General features: G+C 72.5%; 24 protein-coding genes. 7 read left to right on the top strand and 17 right to left on the bottom strand.

Features of this window, described 5'->3' with window-relative positions; translation table 11 throughout:
- From BLW57_RS31275 to BLW57_RS31265, 3 genes are read right to left on the bottom strand one after another with little or no spacing between them, the layout of a single operon-like run.
- Complete coding sequence (locus BLW57_RS31275; protein WP_093479112.1) at positions 1 to 384, bottom strand: GtrA family protein; 384 nt, start codon at positions 382 to 384, stop codon at positions 1 to 3.
- The gene (locus BLW57_RS31270; RefSeq protein ID WP_093479111.1) at positions 381 to 1,331 is read right to left on the bottom strand and encodes a glycosyltransferase family 2 protein; all 951 of its coding nucleotides are present in this window, start codon (positions 1,329 to 1,331) and stop codon (positions 381 to 383) included. Before BLW57_RS31270 ends, BLW57_RS31275 begins: the two co-directional genes overlap by 4 nt.
- A gap of 20 nt (positions 1,332 to 1,351) precedes the next feature.
- Positions 1,352 to 3,925: a YfhO family protein gene (locus tag BLW57_RS31265; RefSeq protein WP_093479110.1), complete on the bottom strand. Its 2,574-nt coding sequence runs from the start codon at positions 3,923 to 3,925 to the stop codon at positions 1,352 to 1,354.
- A 286-nt stretch (positions 3,926 to 4,211) separates the two neighbouring features.
- On the opposite strand from BLW57_RS31265, the gene BLW57_RS31260 reads away from it, so the two are divergent.
- Both BLW57_RS31260 and BLW57_RS31255 read left to right on the top strand, forming a co-directional pair.
- The gene (locus tag BLW57_RS31260; RefSeq protein ID WP_093479109.1) at positions 4,212 to 4,649 is read left to right on the top strand and encodes a carboxymuconolactone decarboxylase family protein; all 438 of its coding nucleotides are present in this window, start codon (positions 4,212 to 4,214) and stop codon (positions 4,647 to 4,649) included.
- A gap of 101 nt (positions 4,650 to 4,750) precedes the next feature.
- Positions 4,751 to 5,206: a DUF6314 family protein gene (locus BLW57_RS31255; RefSeq protein ID WP_093479108.1), complete on the top strand. Its 456-nt coding sequence runs from the start codon at positions 4,751 to 4,753 to the stop codon at positions 5,204 to 5,206.
- Here BLW57_RS31255 and BLW57_RS31250 read toward each other — a convergent pair whose 3' ends face one another.
- The 3 genes from BLW57_RS31250 to BLW57_RS31240 all read right to left on the bottom strand — a co-directional run bounded on the left by BLW57_RS31250 (position 5,207) and on the right by BLW57_RS31240 (position 7,811).
- Entirely contained in the window at positions 5,207 to 5,800 is a 594-nt protein-coding gene (locus BLW57_RS31250; RefSeq protein ID WP_093479106.1) for a histidine phosphatase family protein, read from the bottom strand.
- 72 nt (positions 5,801 to 5,872) lie between these two features.
- Positions 5,873 to 6,310 carry a GNAT family N-acetyltransferase gene (locus BLW57_RS31245; RefSeq protein ID WP_093479105.1) on the bottom strand — a complete coding sequence of 146 codons (438 nt, stop codon included), beginning with the start codon at positions 6,308 to 6,310 and terminating at the stop codon, positions 5,873 to 5,875.
- Positions 6,311 to 6,377: 67 nt separating this feature from the next.
- Positions 6,378 to 7,811: an aminotransferase-like domain-containing protein gene (locus BLW57_RS31240; RefSeq protein WP_176985787.1), complete on the bottom strand. Its 1,434-nt coding sequence runs from the start codon at positions 7,809 to 7,811 to the stop codon at positions 6,378 to 6,380.
- On the opposite strand from BLW57_RS31240, the gene BLW57_RS31235 reads away from it, so the two are divergent.
- Positions 7,810 to 8,721, top strand: a complete 912-nt coding sequence (locus BLW57_RS31235; RefSeq protein ID WP_093479102.1) for a DMT family transporter — start codon at positions 7,810 to 7,812, stop codon at positions 8,719 to 8,721. The two genes, BLW57_RS31240 and BLW57_RS31235, sit on opposite strands and share 2 nt — an antisense overlap.
- A gap of 19 nt (positions 8,722 to 8,740) precedes the next feature.
- On the top strand, positions 8,741 to 8,938 hold the full coding sequence (locus BLW57_RS31230) for a DUF1918 domain-containing protein (protein WP_073899599.1): 198 nt from the start codon (positions 8,741 to 8,743) through the stop codon (positions 8,936 to 8,938).
- Between the two features lies 1 nt (position 8,939).
- On the opposite strand, the gene BLW57_RS31225 is transcribed toward BLW57_RS31230, so the two are convergent.
- Positions 8,940 to 10,247 (bottom strand): glycoside hydrolase family 10-like protein, encoded by a 1,308-nt coding sequence (locus BLW57_RS31225; RefSeq protein ID WP_256339625.1) that lies wholly within the window; start codon positions 10,245 to 10,247, stop codon positions 8,940 to 8,942.
- Positions 10,248 to 10,426: 179 nt separating this feature from the next.
- Between BLW57_RS31225 and BLW57_RS31220 the strand changes: the two genes are divergently transcribed.
- On the top strand, positions 10,427 to 11,287 hold the full coding sequence (locus BLW57_RS31220; RefSeq protein WP_073899603.1) for a 3-hydroxybutyryl-CoA dehydrogenase: 861 nt from the start codon (positions 10,427 to 10,429) through the stop codon (positions 11,285 to 11,287).
- 194 nt (positions 11,288 to 11,481) lie between these two features.
- Complete coding sequence (locus tag BLW57_RS31215; RefSeq protein WP_093479099.1) at positions 11,482 to 11,742, top strand: hypothetical protein; 261 nt, start codon at positions 11,482 to 11,484, stop codon at positions 11,740 to 11,742.
- On the opposite strand, the gene BLW57_RS31210 is transcribed toward BLW57_RS31215, so the two are convergent.
- The 10 genes from BLW57_RS31210 to infC form a co-directional block, all read right to left on the bottom strand.
- Positions 11,739 to 12,275, bottom strand: coding sequence for an NUDIX hydrolase (locus tag BLW57_RS31210; RefSeq protein WP_073899608.1), 537 nt, complete (start codon positions 12,273 to 12,275; stop codon positions 11,739 to 11,741). The genes BLW57_RS31215 and BLW57_RS31210 overlap by 4 nt on opposite strands.
- Before the next feature lie 65 nt (positions 12,276 to 12,340).
- A complete protein-coding gene (locus BLW57_RS31205; RefSeq protein WP_093479097.1) occupies positions 12,341 to 13,681 on the bottom strand; it encodes an NsdA family TPR-like regulatory protein in 1,341 nt (446 codons plus the stop codon).
- Between the two features lie 216 nt (positions 13,682 to 13,897).
- The gene (locus BLW57_RS31200; RefSeq protein ID WP_093479096.1) at positions 13,898 to 14,971 is read right to left on the bottom strand and encodes a PP2C family protein-serine/threonine phosphatase; all 1,074 of its coding nucleotides are present in this window, start codon (positions 14,969 to 14,971) and stop codon (positions 13,898 to 13,900) included.
- A gap of 209 nt (positions 14,972 to 15,180) precedes the next feature.
- The gene (pheT, locus tag BLW57_RS31195) at positions 15,181 to 17,694 is read right to left on the bottom strand and encodes a phenylalanine--tRNA ligase subunit beta (protein ID WP_093479094.1); all 2,514 of its coding nucleotides are present in this window, start codon (positions 17,692 to 17,694) and stop codon (positions 15,181 to 15,183) included.
- Positions 17,694 to 18,815, bottom strand: coding sequence for a phenylalanine--tRNA ligase subunit alpha (pheS, locus tag BLW57_RS31190; RefSeq protein ID WP_093479093.1), 1,122 nt, complete (start codon positions 18,813 to 18,815; stop codon positions 17,694 to 17,696). Before pheS ends, pheT begins: the two co-directional genes overlap by 1 nt.
- Positions 18,816 to 18,970: 155 nt before the next feature.
- Positions 18,971 to 20,107, bottom strand: a complete 1,137-nt coding sequence (locus BLW57_RS31185; RefSeq protein ID WP_093479092.1) for a sensor histidine kinase — start codon at positions 20,105 to 20,107, stop codon at positions 18,971 to 18,973.
- Positions 20,108 to 20,157: 50 nt separating this feature from the next.
- Positions 20,158 to 21,021 (bottom strand): TrmH family RNA methyltransferase, encoded by an 864-nt coding sequence (locus tag BLW57_RS31180; RefSeq protein ID WP_093479090.1) that lies wholly within the window; start codon positions 21,019 to 21,021, stop codon positions 20,158 to 20,160.
- Between the two features lie 166 nt (positions 21,022 to 21,187).
- A complete protein-coding gene (rplT, locus tag BLW57_RS31175; protein WP_014671645.1) occupies positions 21,188 to 21,571 on the bottom strand; it encodes a 50S ribosomal protein L20 in 384 nt (127 codons plus the stop codon).
- 106 nt (positions 21,572 to 21,677) lie between these two features.
- On the bottom strand, positions 21,678 to 21,872 hold the full coding sequence (gene rpmI / locus BLW57_RS31170) for a 50S ribosomal protein L35 (protein WP_004933563.1): 195 nt from the start codon (positions 21,870 to 21,872) through the stop codon (positions 21,678 to 21,680).
- 111 nt (positions 21,873 to 21,983) lie between these two features.
- Entirely contained in the window at positions 21,984 to 22,622 is a 639-nt protein-coding gene (infC, locus tag BLW57_RS31165) for a translation initiation factor IF-3 (protein ID WP_078637498.1), read from the bottom strand.
- A 376-nt stretch (positions 22,623 to 22,998) separates the two neighbouring features.
- On the opposite strand from infC, the gene BLW57_RS31155 reads away from it, so the two are divergent.
- A complete protein-coding gene (locus BLW57_RS31155) occupies positions 22,999 to 23,355 on the top strand; it encodes a DUF1844 domain-containing protein (RefSeq protein ID WP_093479089.1) in 357 nt (118 codons plus the stop codon).

The following is a 23,355-nucleotide window of genomic DNA, read 5'->3' as shown; positions in this document are numbered from 1 at the left end:
TTATGCAATCGACCCGGTCTCGTGGCCGGGGAGCATCACCCAGCGGGAGACGACGAAGGTGACCGGGATCGCCGCCGCGGAGGCGAGCAGTGGGGCGAAGCGGCTGCCCGCGTGCAGGACGTCGACGATGACGTACACCCCGGCCGTGGTGATCACGAAGTTGGTCGCGTTGGTCAGCGGGAACAGCAGGAATTTCCGCCAGGTGGGCCGCGTCCGGTAGGTGAAGCGCGCATTCAGGAAAAAGGAACCGACCATGCTGAGCGCGAAGGCGAGCACGTGGGCGGCGAGATAGGGCAGCCACATCAGGAACAGCAGATAGAGGCAGTAATAGGTGGCGGTGTTGATCACACCGACCAGTGCGAAGGTGATGATCTGTCGCTTCAAGGAATGAGGTCTTTCGCGCGTTCCACGTTGGTCGCCTTCACCAGGAAGTGCGGGCGGCCCTTCACCTCGTAGTAGATGCGGCCGGTGTACTCCCCGATCACTCCCAGCATGACCATCTGGACGCCCGCGAGGGCGGTGACGGCGGTGATGATGGTCACATAGCCGGGGGTCTGGACCCCGTTGGCGAGCGCGGCGCCCACGATCCAGGCGGTGTAGAGGCCCGCGCACAGCAGCAGGCCCATGCCGAGCCACAGGGCGGCGCGCAGCGGGCGGTTGTTGAAGGACAGCAGGCCGTCCAGGCCGTAGTTGAGCAGGCCGCGCAGGTTCCAGGAGCTGCGGCCGGCCTCGCGGACGGCGTTCTCGTACTCGAAGGTCGTGCTCGGGAAGCCCACCCAGGCGAACAGGCCCTTGGAGAAGCGGTTGTACTCGGTGAGGGCCAGCACCGCGTCCGCGACCCTGCGCGACAGCAGCCGGAAGTCGCCCACGCCGTCGACGAGTTCGACGTCGACCAGGCGGTTGACGAGCCGGTAGTACAGGCGCGCGGTGAGGGTCCGGGTGAGGCGGTCACCGGTGCGCGAGCGCCTGGCGATGACCTGGTCGTGGCCCTGTTCCCGCAGTTCCACCATGCGCCGGATCAGCTCCGGCGGGTGCTGCAGGTCGGCGTCCATGACGATCACCGCGTCGCCCGAGGCGTGCCGCAGGCCCGCGAGCAGGGCGGCCTCCTTGCCGAAGTTGCGGCTGAAGGAGACGTAGCGCACCCGCGGGTCGAGGTCGGCGAGGTGCCGGAGGACGGCGAGGGTGCGGTCGCGGCTGCCGTCGTCGACGTACACGAACTCCATGTCGTGGCCGAGCGGCAGCAGGTCGTCGGCGACCTTCTGCACCTCCTGGTGGAAGCGTTCCACGACGTCTTCCTCGTTGTAGCAGGGTGCGACGATCGATATCAGCATGGCGGTCCCCCTGGGCGCGGTCAGGAAGCGGTGGTCACGCGCTCGCGCGGTGATGTGGGCGTGGGCGCCGCGGTGGTGCGCCGGCGGCGGACGGCGGTGAAGGCGGTGAGCAGGACGAGGGCGCCGAGCGTGGCGGCCCCGACGGTCGTGCCCAGCCGCAGGCCGGGTGGATGGAAGGTGCAGGTCAGGCTGGTCGCACCGGCGTCGAGCGGGACGGCGATCAGACCGTGGTACTGCTCGGCGGGGCGGGCGGGGCCGTCGCCCGCGGCGCACCGCCAGCCGGCGATGCGGGGTGCGGCGACGACCGCGACCCCCTTGCTGCCGGCGGGCAGCTCGGCCCGTACGACACCGTCGGAAACCGTCACGCGGGTGGCTCCGGTCGCCTTCAGGCGGGCGGCGGCGGTGTGCAGCCGGCCGGTGTCCAGGCAGCCGACGGCGCCGGCCGGGACGCGGCCGGGGCGGCTCGAGGTCAGTTCGACGCGCACCCGGCCGGAGGCCGGGGTACGGCCGAGCGGCTCCATGGCGGCGCGGTTGCGCGGGTGCTCGAACCGGAAGACGGCCGCCGGGGCGCCGGTGCCGGCGAGGCGCGCGGTGCCGGAGAAGTGCGGCGCCCACAGCTGCACCTGGGTGCCGGCCGGGCAGACGGCCGTGATCGCCGGCTTCGCCACGGCGGTCCCGGTACCGACCCGGCGCGTCCGGACCGGCCGCCCGTCGTCGTCGCGCACGGTGAGGCGGGGCACGGTGTAGACGCGGCTGCCGAGCAGCAGTTCCTGGTTGCGGTAGGGCGACGGCCCGAAGGACCCGGTGGCGGCGGTGGGCCGCACGGTCACCGGCGGCGGGACGTCCTGCCGGCCCACGGTCACCGGGGTGCCGTCCGGCGGCAGGTACTTCTGGTGCGGGTCCGGCGGGGAGTGCACCCGTGCGCCGACGGAGAACACGACGTCCGTGACGGCGTTGTCGAGGCTCTGCACGCTCCGGCCGCGGGAGGTCCAGCCGCCGCCGAGGGCGGTGAGGGTACGGCTGAGGACGTCCGGGGTCAGGCTGCTGTAGTAGGCGGCACCCTGGCCGCCCACCAGCATCGGGTCGTTGCCGACGGTCTGTTCGCGGCCGGGATCGGTGCGGTACCGGGGCCAGTCGTCGGCCCGCGCGACCGCGGCGGCCTGCCGCTCCTGGCGTGGCCCCCAGGGCTCGTAGTCGTCCAGGTGCCCGAGGCGCAGCTTCGTGGCCACGGCCGAGGTGGCGGCGGTCTCCCCGAGCTGCGCGCCGAGGAGCAGGACGACGGCGAGTGCGGCCGGTCCGGCGCGCCGCCCGGCCCGTCCCAGCAGCACGAGGCCGGCCAGCGCGCCCGCGACGGCGAGCCCCAGCACCGGCCAGGTGTACGGCCGGACCAGCTCGCTGCGTGCGGCGACGGCGGTGATCAGGGCGAGCAGCGCGGTCGCGGCACCGAGGGCGCGCGGGCCGGGCGGGCCGTAGGCCAGGGCGTGCCAGGCGGCGAGGACCAGCAGTCCGCACAGGACGAAGGCCTGACGGTAGCCGCTGCCCTGCGGGGTGGCGAAGGCGTGCCAGACCAGGTGGGTGGGGCCCCACTGGAGCGACAGGGCCACCGCGAGCACCAGTGCCGTCCAGCCCGCGCGCACCCGGACCGGGACCGCCCGGTGGAAGGGCAGGGAGAGGGCGAGCAGCAGGGCGAGGGCCCCGACGTAGAGGGCCGGGGAGCCGAAGCCGTACGTCGCCGGCAGCAGCCGGGCCGCCACGTCCTCGGCCGGTACCGGCGCGAACTGCCGTACGCGGCCCGGGTAGGCGTGCCGGGTGCCGGACCAGATCACCGTGACGAGCGGGGCGGCGAGGCCCACGCCGAGGGTGACGGTGAGGGCGGCACGGCCGGCCGCGGCGAGGGCCTGCCTGCGGGGCGGGCGGATGAGCAGCAGGCGCAGCAGCAGGACGAGGACGGCGCCGAGGGTGGCCATGTAGGCGGTGTAGAAGTTGGCGGTCCAGGCGAGGGCGACGACCAGGACGCCCGGGAGCCTTCCGCGGCCGGCGATCGCCCGTTCACCGACCAGGCAGAGCAGTGGGAGGGCGATCAGGCCGTCGAGCCACATCGGGTTGTAGGAGGCGTCGGCGACGCTCCAGCCGCACAGCGCGTAGGAGGCGCCGAGCAGTCCGGCCGCCCACCAGCGGCCGGGGCGCAGGGTGAGCAGCAGCCAGGCCATGGCGGCGGCGGCCGACGCGGTCTTCAGGGCGGTGACGACATAGACCGCGAGGTCGATCCGGTCCCGGGGGAAGACGGCGACGAGCAGGGCGTAGGGGCTGCCGAGGTAGGTGCCGAGGTCCGGCAGGAAGCTGGTGCCGTACCCGGACTGCCAGTTGATCAGGAGTCCGCCGTCGGCCCGGCCGTGCAGCAGGTCCCACAGGTGGGCGTGTAAGGGGACGTACTGATTGCCGAGGTCGTTGACGCTGCGGGTGCGGGGGCCGAAGGGATAGCTGCGCGCGAGGACGTCGGCGGCGCAGAGGGCCGTGACCGTGACGGCCGCCGCGAGCAGCGCGGCGGCGCGTGCGGGTGTGCGAGGCCCACCGGGCGTGGTGACGCGTTGCATTTCTCGGCAGGCCCCCAGCGAATTCACTTCATGGATTTCGCCGACTTAGACGGGGCGACTTTCCGGTTGGTTGTGTGCTCATCGATAAGTGAGGCGCATCCCTCCGAATTCGGTGAACGCCTTATGAATTTCGCCGCTCCGTGGTGTACCCGGCTTTTCCGGAGGGTGATGCGGAGGTGAATCGCGTGGACGGGTTGACCTTGAGTGCACTCCAACTCCTACGGTTCTCCGCACGTACCAGCGACGGCCGCCGCGGAAGCGGGGGCCCGGAGACGGAGGAGTCGGTATGAGCGAGAGCACGACCCGTGAAGAGCGTTTCGCCCACGGCCTGGAGGTGCTGAACGCGGTCGACGGCGAGTCGGGCCGGCGGGTGATCGACTCGCTCGCCGACATCAGCCCCGAGCTGGGGCACCAGATCGTCTCCTGGGGGTTCGGCGAGATCTACGCACGGCCGCAGCTCGCGCCCCGCGACCGCCAGCTGGTGACCCTGGGCATGCTGACCGCTCTGGGCGGCTGCGAGCCGCAGCTGGAGGTGCACGTCAACGCCGCGCTGAACGTGGGTCTCGCCCCGGAGCAGATCGTGGAGGCGCTGCTGCACTCGGCCGGCTACTGCGGCTTTCCGAAGGCGCTCAACGCCACGTTCGTCGCGAAGAAGGTCTTCGCCGAGCGCGGGCTGCTGCCGCTGGAGCAGCCCGCGCAGGAGCCTCCGGCCGCTTCGGCCTGATCCGCGGGAAGCGGGGCGGCGTCGCCGTAAGCTCGACCCATGCATGCTCCTCCTCCCTCCGTTCCCGTGTTCGGCCTCCCTGCCCGGGGGACGGCGCGACGATGAGCGGGTTCTGGCCGGTGCCGGACGTGCTGGCCCACCTCGCGGGGCGCTGGCGCGTGCGGCGGACCGTGCGGGACCTGGCCGGCGGGGACGAAGGGCGTTTCGACGGCACCACCGTCTTCAGCCGCCTCCCGGAGGGCGGACTGCTGCACGAGGAGTCCGGCACGTTCACCTGGCAGGGCGTCGCCCGCCCCGCGACCCGGACTCTGCGTTTCCTGCCGGGACACGCCCCGGGCACGGCGGACGTGCGCTTCGCGGACGGCCGTCCCTTCCACGAGCTGGACCTGACCTCGGGACGGTACGTCGCCGGCCACCCCTGCGCCGCCGACCACTACCGCGGCGAGTTCACCGTCCTCGACGCCGACCACTGGCGCACGGTCTGGCGGGTCGGCGGTCCCGCCAAGGACCTCGTCCTCACCACCGAGTACGAGCGCGAGGCCGAGACCGGCGGCTAGCTAGGTGCGCGAGGGCTGGGGGGCGACGCCGTCGAGGCGGAGGTTCCAGCGGCCCCCGCGGCCGGTGAGGGTGGTCGTGGACAGCGGGCGCACGTCGATGTTCCAGTAGGTCGGGGGCGGCGCCTTCAGGGCGTAGACCAGCGCCGCGCGGATCACGGACGGCTCGGCGACCGCCACGATCCGGCCGCTGTCGTCCGCCGGCCGGGTGTCCAGCCAGCCGCCGACCCGGGAGATGAACCCGAGCAGCGACTCGCCGCCGTGCGGCGTGGCCCGCGGGTCGGCGAGCCAGGCGTCGACGGCCCCCGGCTCCCGGGCCATCGCCTCGCCCAGGGTCAGCCCGCGCCAGCGGCCCATGTCGCAGTCCCGCAGGGCGAGCTGCACCAGCGGGGCGTACCCCAGGGCGTCGCCGGTGGCCCGGCTGCGCGGGGTCGGCGAGCAGTAGCGCAGGTCGGCGGCCGCCAGCGGCAGCAGGTCCCCTGCGGCACGCTGCACCTCGTCCCAGCCGGCCTGGTCCAGCTGCCGGTCGTCCTCGAAGCGCTCGGCGAGCAGCGAGGAGCTGCGCGCGGCGGCGACGAACGTCACCCTCAGTGGCATGCGGTGATGGTGAGCCGCGCGGGTGCGCAGGTCAAGAGCTGCCGTGCGGAGTCACCCGCGGTATCCGGGCGCTTACTCGAAGGGGTGGATCATCCACTGCTCGGGACGGTCCAGCGGCCGGAAGCCCAGCTTCCGGTAGACCTCCTGCGCGTCCTCGGTGGCGAGCAGGATGCGGCGCAGTCCGTACGGTTCCAACTGGTCGCGGATACGGCCGACGAACGCCGTGCCGACCCCCTTGCCGCGCGCCGCCGGAGCGACGTACACATCGGCGAGCCAGGCGAACAGCGCCCGGTCGGTGACCACCCGCGCGTAGGCCACCTGCTCCCCGGACGCCGTCTCGTACACCCCGAAGTTCAGCGACGACTCCATCGCCCGCCGGTGCTTCTCGCGCGGCCGGTCGATCGCCCAGTAGGCGTCGGTCGACAGCCAGCGGTGGACGCGGTCGACGTCGACGCGTGCGGGGTCGGCGGAGAACTCGTAGCCCTCGGGAAGCTCGGTCCGGTCGGTCATCGCGTGATCATCACAGGCCGGGGCGGCGGAGTCGAGCGGATATCCCGGCCGGTGCGGCCCGCTTCGGCTACAGCACCTCGTCGCAGGCCGCCCGCAGCCGCCGCACACCCTCCGTGATCTCGCCGGTTCCGGCGACCGCGGCGAAGCTCAACCGGACGTGGGCGGCGGGGGGTTCGGCGCTGAAGTAGGGGCGGCCGGGGGTGAGGGCGACACCCGCGCGGAGGGCGGCCGCGGCCAGCGCGGACTCGTCGGCCCCGTCGGGCAGGCGCAGCCAGAGGTGGTAGCCGCCCGACGGGACGTGCGGGAGGGCGAGTTCGGGCAGGTGCAAGGCGAGCGCGCTCGTCATGGCGGTCCGCCGTGCCTGCAACTCCCCCGCGATCGTCCGCAGATGGCGGAGCCAGGCCGGGGCGCCGACGAGTTCCAGCGCGGCCTCCTGGAGCGGCCGGGGGACGAAGAAGCTGTCCACGACCTGGATGGCCCGCAGACGTTCCAGTACCGGGCCGCGGGCCGCCAGGGCGCTCACCCGGAAGCTGGGCGAGGTCGCCTTGGTCAGCGAGCCGACGTGGACGACCACGCCGTCCGGGTCGTCGGCGGCCAGCGGCCGGGGCAGCGGGCCCGCGTCGGCGTGCACCAGGCGCCGGACGAAGTCGTCCTCGACGACGAACGCGCCTGCCTCGCGGGCGATGCGCAGCACCTCGGCGCGCCGTGCGGGGGCGAGCACGGCACCGGTCGGGTTCTGGAACAGGGGCTGGCAGACGAACACCCGGGCGCCGCTGGCCCGGAAGGCATCGGCGAGCAGGTCGGGGCGCACTCCTTCGGCGTCGACGGGCACCGGCACCGGGCGCAGACCGGCCGCGCGGGCGAGGGCCAGCATGCCCGGGTAGGTCGGCGACTCCACGAGGACCGGGGCGCCGGGCTGGGCGAGCGCGCGCAGTGCGGTGGCCAGCGCGGCCTGGCCGCCTGCCGCGATCAGCACCTCGGCCGCCGTGACGGCGCCGCCGATCCCGCGAGCGAACCACTCCCGCAGCTCCGGCAGCCCCTCCAGCGGCGGCCGGCCCCAGGCGCCCGGTCGCCGGCCGGCCCGGGCGAGGGCGGCCGCCATGGCCCGCTCCGGCTGGAGCGAGGGATGCAGGTACCCGCCGTTGAACTCCAGTACGCCGGGCGGCGGGGCGGCCAGCGAGACGGTGACACCGGAGGCGTCCACGGTGCGCGGTACGAGTTCGGCGGCGCCGTCGGCGCTCAGCGCGACCTCCTGCCAGGAGGTGTCCCCGGCGGCGGTCTCCGTCGCGCGCGGCCGGGCCCGGAAGGCGCCGGCGCCGGGCCGGGTGATCACGAGCCCCTCGGCGGACAGTTGGGCGAGGGCCCGTGAGACGGTCACGGGGCTCACCCGGAACCGCTCCACCAGAGCACGACTCGACGGCAGCTTTCCACCGGGAGAGTAGCGGTCGAGCCCCCGGCGCAGCTCTTCTGCCAGCTCACTCACACTGCTACGCTCGTACATGAGAGTACAGAGTAGCGCTACTGCACCCACCCCGATAGCGGTGACCGCTCCTCGGGAGCACCGGGCCCTCGGCACCGGACTGGCCGCCCTCGGCGTCGCCTCCTTCTCCCTGACCTTCCCGGCCACCGCCTGGGGACTGGAGGGCTTCGGCCCCTGGTCACTGGTGGCCGTGCGCAGCGTCCTCGCCGCGCTGGTCGCGGGCGGCTGTCTGCTGGTGCTGCGGGCACGGCTGCCGCGGCGGCGTCATCTGCCGGGGCTGGCCGTGGTCGCCCTCGGCGTGGTGCTGGGCTTCCCGATGCTGACCACGCTCGCCCTGCAGACCTCCACCACCGCGCACGCGGCCGTCGTGGTGGGGCTGCTGCCGCTGACCACCGCCGTGTTCTCGGCCGTGCGCACGGGCAGCCGGCCCTCCCGCGGGTTCTGGCTGGCTGCCGTGGCGGGCGCCGCGGCCGTGCTCGCCTTCACGATCGGGCAGAGCGGCGGAGCGCTCACCACCGCCGACGCCTACCTCTTCGCGGCCCTGCTGGTGTGTGCGGCGGGGTACACCGAGGGGGGCAGGCTGGCCCGGGTCATGCCGGGCTGGCAGGTGATCGGCTGGGCGCTGACGCTGTGCCTGCCGCTGAGCGTGCCGGCCGCCGCCGTGGCGCTGGCGTACGAGCCGGTCCACCTCACCGCCCACGGCATCGCCGGGGTGCTCTGGGTGGCGCTGGGCTCGCAGTTCCTCGGCCTGGTCGTCTGGTATCGGGGGATGGCGGTCATCGGCATCCCCCGGGCCAGCCAGTTGCAGTTGGCCCAGCCCCTGCTCACACTGGTGTGGTCGGCGCTGCTGCTGGGCGAGCGCGTCACGGCGGCCGCTCCCCTGACCGCCCTCGCCGTGCTCGTGTGCATCGCCGTCACCCAGCGGTCGTGAACATGAGGAGGGCCGGTAGATGCGCGCATCCAAGGGCGACCGTCTTGTCCAGCACGGCAGGGTGGTCGGCCAACACGACCAGGTCTCGGAAGTCGTCGAAGTGATGGGACAGGAGGGCAACCCGCCCTACCGGGTCCGCTTCCAGGACGGACACGAGGCGATCATGTCTCCCGGCCCCGACTGCCAGGTCGAGCACCGGGGCGAACAACAGCGTTAGGTCAGCGCGGTGGTGTCGCCGGTCGCGGGTAGTGATCGGCGACCACGCGCGCCATCGCCCCGACCGCGTCCGCCGCGACGTCCTTGGCGGCGAAGAACACATGGCCGCGCACCTGCGGATACCCGGCGGCGAGGGTGAGGTGCCGGGACAGTTCCACCGGGTCCTGCCAGGCCGACGGCTCCCCGGCCGCGCCGGCCTTGTACAGCGCCTCGCCGAGGTACAGGCGCGTCCTGGTCCCCTCGACGGTCCGCGCCCACCAGTCGACCAGCTCGGCGTAGCCGGCGTCACCGTTGCCGATGTGCCAGTACAGCTGCGGGACGACGTAGTCGATCCAGTTCTTCCTGACCCACTTGCGGGTGTCCGCGTGCAGGTCGTCGTACGTCTGGACGCCCGCCCGCGTGTCCGAGCCGCGGGAGTCGGTCGAGGCGTTGCGCCACACCCCGAAGGGGCTGATCCCGAACCGGGTGCCGGGCCGTACCCGGTCGATGCCCGCGGCCGTCTCCTGCACCAGCCGGTCGGTGTTGTCCCGCCGCCAGGCGGCCCGGCTGTCGAACGCGCCGCCGTGGCGGTCGTAGGCGTCGTCGTCGTCGAAGGTCTGGCCGGCGACCGGGTACGGGTAGAAGTAGTCGTCGAAGTGCACCCCGTCGACCGGGTACCGGGCGACCGCGTCGAGGACGGCCTGCTGGACGAAGGCGCGGACCTCGGGCAGGCCCGGGTTGTAGTAGAGCTTCCCGCCGTAGGACACCACCCGGTCCGGGTGTCTGCGCGCCGGGTGGGAGGCGACGAGCCGGCCCGGGTCCGTGTGGTTGGCGATCCGGAACGGGTTGAACCACGCGTGCAGTTCCAGGCCCCGCGCGTGGGCCTCCCGCACGGCCGTGCCGAGCGGGTCCCAGCCGGGGTCCCCGCCCTGCGTGCCGGTGAGGTACTCGGACCAGGGCTCGTACGGCGAGGGCCACAGGGCGTCCGCGGTGGGCCGCACCTGGAGGATCACCGTGTTGAGCCGGTTGCGCACCGCCTTGTCGAGGTGGGCGAGCAGCTCCCGCCGCTGGGTGCTCGCCGGAAGGCCGGGCCGCGAGGGCCAGTCCCGGTTGACCACGGTCGCGAGCCACACGCCCCGCATCTCGGCGACCTCACCCCGCCGCCCCGCCGCCGCCCCGCCCTGCGCGGCCATCCGGTTCTCCGCCCCGGCGCCCTGCCGCCCCCCGCGCGGGGACGGCTCCCCGGGTGCCGCGCCGCATGCCGTCGTCGCGCCCTGGGCGGCCGTGGCCAGCGCCGACAGCGCGGTCAGCGTCAAGGCCCGCCGGGACATCCGAACCATCCGCACACCCCATACCCTCCGGATCCGCTCCGTCACGGATCGTTCCGCGGCTTAGGATGCCCCCACCCCGCCGATCGATCATCGATACTTGGCGGTAACGTGCACGATCGGAGCAGGCGCCGAACCCGGAGGTCTGCCAGCGAGCCGGAGAATCCAGCGAAGGGAACGATGTGACCGACATCGAGCGCGTCGGAGTCGTGGGCTGCGGCCAGATGGGCGCGGGCATCGCCGAGGTGTGCGCCCGTGCGGGACTGGACGTGAAGGTCGCCGAGACCACCGGCGAGGCCCTGGAGATCGGCCGTACCCGGCTGTTCGGCTCCCTGGCCAAGGCCGCCGAACGCGGCAAGATCACGGAGGAGGAGCGGGACGCCACGCAGGCGCGCCTGAGCTTCACCACCGACCTCGGCGAGTTCGCCGACCGCGACCTCGTCATCGAGGCCGTCGTGGAGAACGAGCAGGTCAAGACGGAGATCTTCCAGGTGCTGGACCAGGTGGTGACCCGGGCGGACGCGATCCTGGCCTCCAACACCTCTTCGATCCCGCTGGTGAAGCTGGCCGTCGCCACCTCCCGCCCCGACCACGTGGTCGGCATCCACTTCTTCAACCCGGCCCCGGTCCAGCAGCTGGTCGAGCTGATCCCGGCGCTCACCACCTCCGAGGGCACGCTCAGCCGCGCCCAGGTCTTCGCCGAGAAGGTGCTGGGCAAGCACGCCATCCGCGCCCAGGACCGCTCCGGGTTCGTCGTCAACGCGCTGCTCGTGCCGTACCTGCTGTCCGCGATCCGGATGTTCGAGTCGGGCATCGCGAGCCGCGAGGACATCGACAACGGCATGGAGATGGGCTGCGCCCACCCGATGGGCCCGCTCAAGCTGTCCGACCTGATCGGTCTGGACACCATCGTCTCCATCGCGAACTCGATGTACGCCGAGTACAAGGAGCCGCTGTACGCCGCTCCCCCGCTGCTGCAGCGCATGGTCGAGGCGGGCCGGCTCGGCCGGAAGACCGGCTCGGGCTTCTACCCCTACGGCTGATCACGCAGAGCGACCCCCGCGGGCCCGGCACCGGACATCGGTGCCGGGCCCGCGCGTTTCACACTCCGTGTGCGCGCCGGGCCCGCATATGCCCCTCGCACACGCTCCCCTCGCGCCCACCAGGCGAGTTGACTCTGCATGCGCATGCAAGGGATGCGGAACCATCCCTACCGACCACCGAAAGGAGCGGACCCGTGACCGCCGATCCGGAGCATCCCGTGGTCCAGGGAGAACTCGCAGAGTTACGGCGCCGCCTCGATGTGGCCTACGCCCGCGTCGAGGGAGGGCTGGCGCTGCTCAGTCACCGCACCGAGGAGACGGCGAAGGAGCTGGACGAGCTGAGCACCCGCATGGTCTCGCTCGAACATGCCCGCTGGCCGCTGCCCTCGCTCGCCGCGCTGACGGCGCTGGGCGCGCTCGTCGTGGCCGTCTGGCAGGTGCTGACGGCCCGCTAGCCCTCGGCGAGCCTGAGGTGGTGCAGCAGGAGTAACGCGGCCGCCATGTTGGCGGCCGGGACCTCCCCACGGGCGATCAGGTCGGGGACCAGTTTGAGGGGGACCCATTCCCGCCGGTCCGACTCGAAGTCGTCCACCGGGTGTCCGGTGTACTCGCCCCGGTCGGACCAGTAGATGTGGTGCCGGGCGTCGGTGAGGCCGTTGGACGGCTCCACGCTCATCAGGTGGTGCAGGGGCCCCGGCCGCCAGCCGGTCTCCTCCTCCAGTTCCCGGGCGGCCGCGCCCGCGATGTCCTCGCCGTCCTCGACGACGCCCGCGGCCAGTTCCCAGCCCCAGCTGTCGGTGATGAAGCGGTGGCGCCACAACAGGAGGACCTCGTTGGCCTCGTTGACCACCGTGGCCACCGCCACGGGCCGCAGCCGGATCAGGAAGTGGTCCAGGTGCCGGCCGTCGGGCAGCTCGACATCCGCGAGATTGACCCTGAACCAGCGATTTGCATACACAGTTTGTTCGTTCTGTTTCGTCCACTGCACGGTTCTGCCACCTTCCGCCGAGTAAGTGGCAATATCGCAGCAGGGACGGTGCTCCTACAGTGGGCCTACAGCGGTACGCGCAGGGCGCCGTCGATGAGTTCGGCGGCTTCGGCGGTCCCGGCCGAGCCGCAGCGCACCAGATGCTCGCGCACCGCGCGGAGTCTGTCGCGCAGCCGCTGGGACTCCATCCCGCGGGCCTGCTCGGCCATCCGCACGGCCGTGACCACCGCTTTGTCGGCGTTGCCCTGGCGCAGTTCGATCGTGCTCAGCATGGCGAGCCGGTGCACCCGCCCCCGGTCGTGCGCCGGATTGTCGACCGCGGCAGCCGCGTGCTCCCGGGCGGCCGCCAGCTCCCCGAGGCTCAACAGCGCCTCGGCCACCTGCACGTTGACGAGGCCGGGCTGGACGTAGCCGGTCTCGTCGGGCTCGTATCCGCGGCGGATGCGGTCGGCGGCCGTCTCGGCGCGCCGGATGCAGGACAGGGCGCTGCCCGAATCGCCGAGGTGGGCGTACGCCTTGGCCTGCATCGCGTACAGGTCGGAGGCGAGCGCCGGGGTGATGTGCCGGCCCGCCGCCCGCAGCGCGGCCTCGGCGAAGGCGACGGCCTGCCGGTACTCCCGCATGAACAGCGCCTGGTTGACCAGCAGCGCTATCACGTACGCGCCGAGTCCCCGGTCCCCGCTGGCCTTGGCCAGCCTGAGCGCCTGGTGGAAGTAGCGCTGGGCGAGGCCGTGGGCGTCGGAGTCGTACGCGCAGATCCCGGCGATCGCCACCAACCCACCGGTGGAGCGGTGCAGTTGACGGCCGGTGGCGTCGGTGTAGCTGCCGCGGAGCAGCGGCGCGGCCTCGGCGTTGAGGAAGCCGACGATCCGCGTCCGCGTCGCGACGCCCCCGGCCTTGCGGTACATCTGCTCGTAGTGCGTGCGGGCGGCCCGCAGCATCTCGATGTCGGCGGCGGTCACCCGGTGCCGGCCGCCGCGGGACACGTCGACGTCCTCCGGCGGGTTCTCCCACTCCCACACCGGCATGACGGCGGGGGTGCCCGTGACGGCCGGAGCGCCCAGCACGTGCGCCCGCTGCTGCTCGTCGGACCGCCACAGCGCGGTCGCCCGCTCCACGAACCCGCTCAGCGAACCGGCGTGCGGGGTGCTCGGCTCGCCGGGCACCCCGAGGCCGATGTCGTCCAGGGTCACCGGACGGTGCAGACGCCCGGCGAGCACCTCGCAGATCAGGTCGGGCACCTGGCCGCGGGGCCGCTGTCCCTTCAGCCACCGCGCCACGGCGGTGTGCTCGTACCGGAGCGCGAGGCCCCGTCGCCGGCCCGCCTGGTTGACGTGGGCGGCGAGACCCGCGTGCGAGATCCCCGCCTCGTCCAGGATCGCGTCGAGCAGAGTGTTGGGCTGCATGGATGCCCCCCGAATGGCCTGGTGCGGTCAGCGTAGTGGCACCGGGTTCACACGGGGTGTGAACGGAGTACGCGCATCCGGTGCGTACGCGCGCTGTCGCTCAGCGTGTTCCGCCGGTTGACTGGCATCCCTCGCAAGAGGTCGGCCGGGCCGCCGGCTCCCCCTCGAAAAGCGGCGGCCCGGCCCGCGGGCCGGTGTCGGCGCGCGGGGCCCGGGTCAGGGACGTGTCGTCGGCTGCGGGCCGGTGGCGGCCGGCCGCGCGCTCCCCCGCGCTCCCAGGCAGGAGAGCCGGGCGCCGCCGCGGTCGTTGCGCAGGACCAGGAGCGCCACGTCGTCGGCGGGTCTGCCGGCCGTGTGGTGCAGCAGGGCCGTGAAGACCCTGCGCAGGACCAGTTGGGCGGAGAGCGGATGGTCGCGCACCGCCTTGCGCAGCACCTCCGGGAGCGCGAAGAACCGGCCCCGGGCGTCCCGGGCGTCCTCGGCGCCGTCCGTGAAGAGGACCAGCGACTCGTCCGGGAGCAGCCGGCCGCAGGGGCGGGCCCGAAGGTCCGGCGGCAGCGGGAAGGGGCCCAGCGGCGGGAGCGGATCCGCACGCGTCAACGGCTCGACGGTCGTACCGCTCAGCAGATACGGCCACGGATGGCCGCAGTTGAGGGCTCGCAGCTCGCCGTCCCGGCCGATCTCCAGCAGCACGAGGGTGACGAACTCCTCGGCGACCGGCCGGTCCGGGTCGGGGCCGCCGGCCGCCGGGTGTTCGGCGCGGGCCCGCTCGCGCAGGTGCCGGCCCAGCGCCCGCTCCAGCCGGCGCATGACCAGGTCGAGTGCCGGCTCGTCGTGAGCGGCCTCGCGGAAGCTGCCCAGGACGGCGGCGACCGTGCCCAGCGCCGCCAGACCGTGCCCCCGTACGTCACCCATCACCACGCGGACGCCGTGTTCGGTGGCGATCGCCTCGTACAGGTCGCCGCCGACGCTCGCGCCCCGGTCCGCGGACAGCTGTGCGGCGGCGACGCTCAGCCCGTCGAGACGCGGGGGCGGCGGACGCAGCACGACGCTCTGCGCGACGCGCGCCGCCCGCCGGGCCAGCCGCAGCTCGCGGAGGAGGGAGCGGCGGACGTGGACCACCAGGCCGGTGCCCACGGCGAAGAACACCGCGCTGGTGACGATGCGTGCGCCGAGCCCGTTCTGCTGGGCGAGCGGGCAGCCGAACTTGTAGGCGACCGCCACGGCCCCCCACATGGTGGGCAGTACCGCTCCGCGCGCGGTGGTCGGCCGTGCCTTGATGCGGATCATGCCTGTGGTCCCCCATCCGGGCCCTGACAGAGCAGATGGACCGACCCCGAAAGGCCGGTCCGATTCTGTCGACAGGGACGGCCCGGACGGGCCTGATCACCTCTGATTCCCACCCGAACGAGTGAGGCAACACCGGCCGGCCTGCATTTATGCGGCCGGCCGGCCACGACGTCGTCGTGACCGGCCGGCCGCTGAGCCCGGAAAGGCGACTAGCCCCGGAGCACCGCCCCGGTGCGCTCGCCCGCGAGGACGACGGCGGCGTCCCGCGCGGCCGACGCCTCGTCGACGGTCAGCGTCCGGTCACTCGCGCGGAACCGCAGCGCGTACGCCAGCGACTTCTTCCCGTCGCCCAGCTGCTCGGCGTTCTCGTACACGTCGAACAGCCTGATGGACTCCAGGAGTTCACCCGCACCCTCCCGCAGCGCGGCCTCGACCTCCGCCGCCGGCACGGGCCGGTCGACGACGAGCGCGACATCCTGCGTGGCGACCGGGAACGTGGAGATCCGCGGCGCCTGCGGAACGCCGTCGCCCGCCGACTCCAGCGCGTCCAGGTTCAGCTCCATCGCGCTGGTGCGCTCGGGCAGGCCGAGCGCCTTCAGCACACGCGGGTGCAGCTCTCCGGCATGGCCGACGATCTGCTCGGTGCCGTCGGCGACGACCACCAGCTCGGCGCAGCGGCCGGGGTGCCACGGGCCGTACTGGCCCTTGCGGACGACCAGTTCGGCACCGGACTCCCGGGCGACGGCGCGTCCGGCCTCCACCGCGTCGGCCCAGTCGGCCGGACGGCCCTTGCCCCACCAGCCGGCCTGCTCGCGGGCGCCCGCGAGGACGACGGCCACGTGCCGGGGCTGCTCGGGCAGCACGGCGTTCAGCGCGGCGATCTCCTCGTCGGTGGGACGCCGGTCGACGGACAGGTGCGGGGCGGTCCCCGGCTCCTCGCGCGGGTGGAAGACCAGCCCCGTCTCGAACAGGGCCAGGTCGTGCGAGCCCCGGCCGTCGTTGCGGCGCAGCGCGCCGAGCAGGCCCGGCAGCAGCGTCGTGCGGAGCGCGGGCTCCTCGTCGTTGAGCGGGTTGACCAGCTTCACCACGCGGCGGGCCGGGTCGTCCGGCTCGAGTCCGAGCTGGTCGAAGACCTGCTCGCCGATGAACGGGTAGTTCGGCGCCTCGACGTAGCCCGCGCCGGCCAGCGCGCGGCCGACCCGGCGGTGCAGCCGCTGTCGGTGGGTCAGCCCGCGCCCCGAGGGGAGCTTGGGCAGCGTGGAGGGCAGGTTCTCGTAGCCCTCCAGGCGGATGACCTCTTCGGCCAGGTCGTTCGCGTCGGCGAGGTCGGGCCGCCAGGACGGGACGGTGACGACCAGCTCGTCCTGCCCGATGACGTCGCAGCCGACCTGCTGGAGCCGGCGCACGACCGTCTCGCGGCCGTAGTCGACGCCCGCGACCTGGTCCGGGTGGTCGGCGGGGATCGTGATGGTGTGCGGCGCGGAGGGCGCGACGATCTCGGTGACGCCGGCCTCGGCCGTGCCGCCCGCGAGGAGCACCAGCAGGTCGACCGTGCGCTGCGCGGCGGCGGCCGCGGCCTGCGGGTCGACGCCGCGCTCGAAGCGCCGGGACGCCTCGGTCAGCAGCTTGTGCCGGCGTCCGGTGCGGGCGACCGAGACGGCGTTGAAGTGGGCCGCCTCGATGACCACGTCCGTGGTGGCGTTCTGGAGGTCGTCGTGGTCGGCGATCTCCGTGTTGGCGCCGCCCATGACACCGGCGAGGCCGATGGGGCCGCGGTCGTCGGTGATGACGAGGTCGTCGGAGTGCAGCTTGCGCTCGACGCCGTCGAGGGTGACGAGCTTCTCGCCCTCCTCGGCCCGGCGCACGCCGATGGTGCCCTGGACGAGCCGCCGGTCGTAGGCGTGCAGCGGCTGGCCCAGCTCCATCATCACGTAGTTCGTGACGTCGACGGCGAGCGAGATCGGCCGCATGCCGACCTTCTGCAGCCGGCGCTGGAGCCAGATCGGGGAGCGTGCCTCGGGGCTCAGGCCGGTGACCGTACGGGCGGTGAAGCGGTCGCAGCCCGCGGGGTCGGAGACCTTCACCGGGTAGCCGAAGGCGTTCGGGGCCGGTACGTCGATCAGGGCGGGGTCGCGCAGCGGCAGGCCGTAGCCGATGGCGGTCTCGCGGGCGACGCCGCGAATGGACAGGCAGTCGCCGCGGTTGGCGGTGACGGCGATGTCCAGGACCTCGTCGACCAGCTCCAGCAGCTCGATGGCGTCCTTGCCGACCTCGGTCTCCGGCGGCAGCACGATGATGCCGTGGGTGCCGTCGTCGCCCATGCCCAGCTCGTCGGTGGAGCAGATCATGCCGTGGGACGTCTTGCCGTAGGTCTTGCGGGCGGCGATGGAGAACCCGCCGGGGAGCGTGGCGCCGGGGAGGACCACGACGACCTTGTCGCCGACCGCGAAGTTGCGGGCGCCGCAGACGATCTCCTGGGGCTCGCCGGTGCCGTTGGCCTGACCGACGTCGACGGTGCAGAAGCGGATCGGCTTCTTGAAGCCCTCCAGCTCCTCGATGGTCAGCACCTGGCCGACGACGAGCGGCCCCTTGAGGTCGGCGCCGAGCTGTTCGACCGTCTCGACCTCCAGACCGGCCGAGACGAGCTTGGCCTGGACGTCACGTCCGGTCTCGGTGGCCGGCAGGTCGACGTACTCCCGCAGCCAGGAAAGCGGGACCCGCATCAGATCTCCATCCCGAAGGGCCGGGTGAACCGGAGGTCACCCTCGACCATGTCTCGCATGTCTTCGACGTTGTGGCGGAACATCAGCATCCGTTCGATGCCGAACCCGAAGGCGAATCCGCTGTACTTCTCCGGGTCGACACCGCAGGCGGCCAGCACCCGCGGGTTGACCATGCCGCAGCCGCCGAGCTCGATCCAGCCCTCGGACGAGCAGGTGCGGCAGGGCCGGTCGGGGTTGCCGACGGACTCGCCCTTGCACACGTAGCAGAGCATGTCCATCTCGGCGCTCGGCTCGGTGAAGGGGAAGAAGTTGGGCCGCAGCCGGGTCTTCATGCCCTCGCCGAACAGGGACTGGACCATGTGGTCGAGGGTGCCCTTGAGGTCGGCCATGGTCAGGCCCTCGTCCACGGCGAGCAGCTCGACCTGGTGGAAGACGGGCGTGTGGGTCGCGTCCAGCTCGTCGGTGCGGTAGACGCGGCCCGGGCAGATCACGTAGACCGGCAGCTCGCGGTCGAGCAGGGAGCGGATCTGCACCGGCGAGGTGTGGGTGCGCAGCACCACACCGGACTCGGTGCCGCCGTCCGGGCCCTGGACGAAGAAGGTGTCGGCCTCGCCGCGGGCCGGGTGGTCCGGGCCGATGTTGAGGGCGTCGAAGTTGAACCACTCCGCCTCGACCTGCGGACCCTCGGCGACCTCGTAGCCCATGGCCACGAAGATGTCCTCGATGCGGTCCGAGAGCGTGGTCAGCGGGTGGCGGGCACCGGCCGGCACGCGGTCGTAGGGCAGCGTGACGTCGACGTCCTCCTCCACCAGTACGCGGGCGTCCCGCTCCGCCTCCAGCTCGGTCTGACGGCCGGCGAGGGCCTTGTTCACGGCGCCGCGGGCCATGCCGACGCGCTTGCCGGCCTCGGCCTTGGCGTGCGGGGGCAGGGCGCCGATCTCGCGGTTGGCGAGCGCCAGCGGAGAGGCGGGGCCGGTGTGGGCGACCTTGGCCTCGTGGAGCGCGTCGAGGGAGTCCGCGGCGGCGAAGGCGGCGAGCGCCTCGTCCCGCATGCGCTCGATCTCTTCCGGTTTCAACGCCTCGACCTCGACAGGGTCGTACGACTTATTGGGTGCCGACATCTCTTCCCGTACTTCCGTTTGTCCCCCAGCTGACGCTGGGAGGTGCCCCCAGGCGGATGGTCCCCGTCACCGACTCGTGCGGGCCGTGCGCAGGACACAAAGGTGCCAAAGGCCGAGTCTAACGGGGTGGAGGTGCACGAAGGGCCCGTGGGCCGTCAGGCGAGATACGCCGGAGTCGCCACGGGCAACGTAAATCGGAACTCGGCGCCGCCGCCGGGCGCACGGCCGACCGTGATGGTGCCGCCGTGGGCCTCCACGATGCCCTTGACGATGTACAGCCCGAGACCGGTTCCGCCGCGCTTGCTGCCCCGCCAGAAGCGGGTGAAGACGCGGTTCATGGATTCCTCCGGGATGCCGGGCCCTTCGTCGCTCACCGTGACCGACGTGCCGGTCTCCTCGCCCTCGCGGGGGGACGCCGAGGGCGTGACGTCAATGGTGACGGTTCCCTCGCCGTGCCGCACCGCATTTTCGATGAGGTTGCTGAGCACCTGGTCGACCTTGTCGGGGTCGGCCCACAGGGCGGGCAGCGGCTGTTCGAGCCGCAGCAGGAAGCGGTCGGCCCGCTGGCCCGCGGCGACGTAGGCCTGGATGTGCCGGGACACGGCGGCGCCGATGTCGACGGGCTGGCGGCGGACCTCCAGCCGCCCGGAGTCGATCCGGGAGATGTCCAGCAGCTCGGCGATGAGCCGGGTGACCCGGTCGGCGTCGGCGTCGACGGTCTCCAGCATCAGCCGCTTCTGGTCGTCGGTGAACCGTTCCCACTTGGCGAGCAGGGTGGCCGTGAAGCCCTTCACGGAGGTCAGCGGGGAGCGCAGCTCGTGGGCGACGGTGGCGATGAGTTCGGCGTGGCTGCGTTCGGTGCGGCGGCGGGCCTCGGTGTCGCGCAGGGAGACGACCACGCACCGCACGGGTGCGAGGGGTGCGTCGCGCACGTACCGGGCGGAGACCAGCACCTCGCGGCCGCCGGGCAGCAGCAGGTTGCGCTCCGGCTGCCGGACCCGGATCGCGAGCCCGCCGTAGGGGTCGGTGAGCTGCCACCAGCGCCGGCCCTCCAGGTCCTCCAGGGGCAGCGCCTTCTCCAGGGGCAGCCCGAGGACGTCGGCCGCGGGCACGGAGGTGATGCGGGCGGCGGCGGCGTTGAAACGGACCACGCGGCCCCGCTCGTCGGCGACGACCAGGCCGTCGGGCAGCTGGTCGGGGTCCATGCCGAGGCCGGCCTCGGCGTGCCGGGGCGCGGGAGTGCCCGGCGCGTCCCGTCCCTCCGGCGCAGCGTTCGTGCCGGCCACACTCATCCCCGTACCCCACCTCTCAGACGGCGCAGGGCCCCGAGTGGGTCACCCTACTAGCTCTGGGTGACGGAGCGGCACCCTCCGGAGGCGCGCTGTGCACGGGCCGACGCGTAGAGACATACGGCGGCGGCCGTGGCCAGGTTCAGACTCTCGGCCTTCCCGTGGATGGGGACGCGTACGACGGCGTCGGCGAGGGCGCGGGTCTCCTCCGGGAGCCCCCAGGCCTCGTTCCCGAACACCCAGGCGGTCGGCCCGCCCATGCAGCCCTTGTCCAGTTCCTCGTCGAGGTCGTGGTCCCCCGCGCCGTCGGCGGCCAGGATGCGCACACCGGCGTCCTGCAGTCCGGCTACGGCCCGCTCGACGGGCACGCCGACGGCGACGGGCAGGTGGAAGTGCGAGCCGACGGAGGCCCGTACCGCCTTCGGGTTGTAGAGGTCGACGGAGGCGTCGGTGAGGATCACGGCCTCGGCGCCGGCGGCGTCGGCGCAGCGGAGCACGGTGCCGGCGTTCCCCGGGTCGCGTACGTGGGCGAGGACGGCGACGAGCCGCGGCCGGGCGGCGAGGACGTCCTCGAACGGGGTGTCCAGGAACCGGCAGACCCCGACGAGGCCCTGCGGGGTGACGGTGGTGGAGATCTCGGCGATGACCTCGTCGGCGGCGAGGTGCACCCGGGCGCCGGCACCGCGCGCCGGGCCGACGATGTCGGCGTACCGCTCGGCGGCCTCGACCGTGGCGAAGAGCTCGACGAGCGTCGCGGTCCCGTCCGGGCCCCGGTGTCCCGCGGCCTCCCGCACGGCCTGCGGCCCCTCCGCGAGGAACAGCCGGTCCTTGCCCCGGAAGTTCCGCTTGGCGAGCCGGCGCGCGGCCAGGACACGGGCGGACCGGGACGAGATCAGCTCAGGGGAGACGGGCGGCATCCTCATACCTTCGAAAAGTCATGGCGCCCCGGAAGGGGCGCGGGGAACTGCGCGAGCAACCACGATGAGCCCGCGGCCGAACGACGGCAGCCGGAACGAAACAACAGGACCCGCAAGCCATGACGGCCTGCGGGTCCAGTGAGCGTCGGCTAGAGCCGGCGCAGCGTCACGCGGCCTTCGGCGCGTTGACGTCCGACGGCAGCGCCTTCTGCGCGACCTCGACGAGCGCGGCGAAGGCGCTCGCGTCGTTCACGGCCAGCTCGGCCAGGATCTTGCGGTCGACCTCGACGTTCGCGGCCTTCAGACCCTGGATGAAGCGGTTGTAGGTGATGCCGTTGGCGCGGGCAGCGGCGTTGATGCGCTGGATCCACAGCTGACGGAAGTCGCCCTTGCGCTTCTTGCGGTCGTTGTAGTTGTAGACCAGCGAGTGGGTGACCTGCTCCTTGGCCTTGCGGTACAGGCGCGAACGCTGACCGCGGTAGCCGGAGGCCTGCTCGAGGATCGCCCGGCGCTTCTTGTGGGCGTTGACTGCCCGCTTGACGCGTGCCACTTGTTAACTCCTTGTAGCGGGGTCGTGGGGGGTACTCACACGACCCGGAAACGACTGGGTCCCGGTCCTGACGTACGGCGCTCGGCGAACGGTGAGCGCCGGTGCGTCACTTGCCGAGAAGCTTCTTGATCTTCGCGGCGTCGCCCGGGGCCATCTCGGCGTTGCCGGTGAGGCGACGCGTGACGCGGGACGACTTGTGCTCGAGCAGGTGGCGCTTGCCGGCGCGCTCGCGGAGCACCTTGCCGGAGCCGGTGACCTTGAAGCGCTTGCTGGCACCGCTGTGCGACTTGTTCTTCGGCATAGCGCCGTTCTCTCCTCGTCGGTGGCGCTCCGATGCCCGGTCGTGAAACCGGGCACGGTGGAGCGTCGCTCTTGTATCGGTTACATCCTCGGGGACACGGGTCCCCCGGGATCACGCCTCGGCAGGCTCCTCGGACGGCGCCTCGGCCTCGGCAGGGTTCTGCGACTTACCGGGGTTCGCCTTCGCCTCGGCCTTGCGGGCCTCCTGCGCCTGACGGGCCTCGGCCATCGCCTCGGTCTTCTTCTTGTGCGGACCGAGAACCATGATCATGTTTCGGCCGTCCTGCTTCGGGTTCGACTCCACGAAGCCGAGGTCCTGGACGTCCTCCGCGAGACGCTGCAGCAGTCGGTAGCCCAGCTCGGGCCGGGACTGCTCGCGACCACGGAACATGATCGTGATCTTGACCTTGTCGCCCTGCTTGAGGAACCGTACGACGTGACCCTTCTTGGTGTCATAGTCGTGCGGGTCGATCTTCGGCCGGAGCTTCATCTCCTTGATGACCGTGTGCGCCTGGTTCTTGCGCGCCTCACGGGCCTTCATGGCCGACTCGTACTTGAACTTCCCGTAGTCCATGAGCTTGCACACGGGCGGACGGGCGTTCGCCGCGACCTCGACCAGGTCCAGGTCGTACTCCTGCGCAAGCTCCAGTGCCTTAGCGAGCGGGACGATGCCCACCTGCTCGCCACTGGGACCGACAAGTCGCACCTCGGGAACGCGAATCCGGTCGTTGATGCGGGGCTCGGCGCTGATGGATCCTCCTCGATAGCACCACGCGACGGTCTGGCGGACAGCCGCGTAACATCTTGTTCCTGTGACCCAACCGCACCGGGGCACAAAAATGCCCCGGACGATCACAGGCGGGCTCCAATGACTACCGGAGCACCGCCGCGATGTCGCGGGGCGCGCTTTCGGGCGACTCCATCGTCCGTACGGAACGATGGCGGCCGCCTGACCGGGTACCCGCCGTCCCGGAGGACGGTCAGGTGGGAGATCGGAGCCTCCACTTGTGGGCCGGATGCCCTGATTGCGCTCATGGCACGTCCGGCCGGTCGTCCATCAGGTTAGCAGGATCGCTTGACAAGGGCTAATTGAGGGAGGCCGGGCCGGACCACCTATCGTGTGGGGCATGAGTGACACCCCTGCCGAGTCCCCCGATTTCGACGCGATGACCCGGGACATCGCCGAGGTCCCCGCCGTCGAGGTGATCGTGACGGTCGCCGTCAACCTGATGAGCGCCGCCGCCGTGAAGCTCGGGCTCAGCGAGGAGGGCGAGAAGTACAAGGACCTCGACGAGGCCCGCAAGCTGATCACCGCACTCGCGGGCCTGCTGGACGCGGGCGCGACCGAGGTCAGCTCCTTCCACGCGGCACCGCTGCGCGACGGTCTGAAGTCGCTGCAGCTGGCGTTCCGCGAGGCGTCGATCGTCCCGGACGAGCCGGGCCAGGGTCCCGGTGAGAAGTACACCGGGCCCGTCTACGGCTGA

The organism is Streptomyces sp. 1222.5 (assembly GCF_900105245.1).
Lineage (GTDB): Bacteria > Actinomycetota > Actinomycetes > Streptomycetales > Streptomycetaceae > Streptomyces > Streptomyces albidocamelliae.
This window is presented reverse-complemented; position numbering and strand designations above follow the sequence as displayed.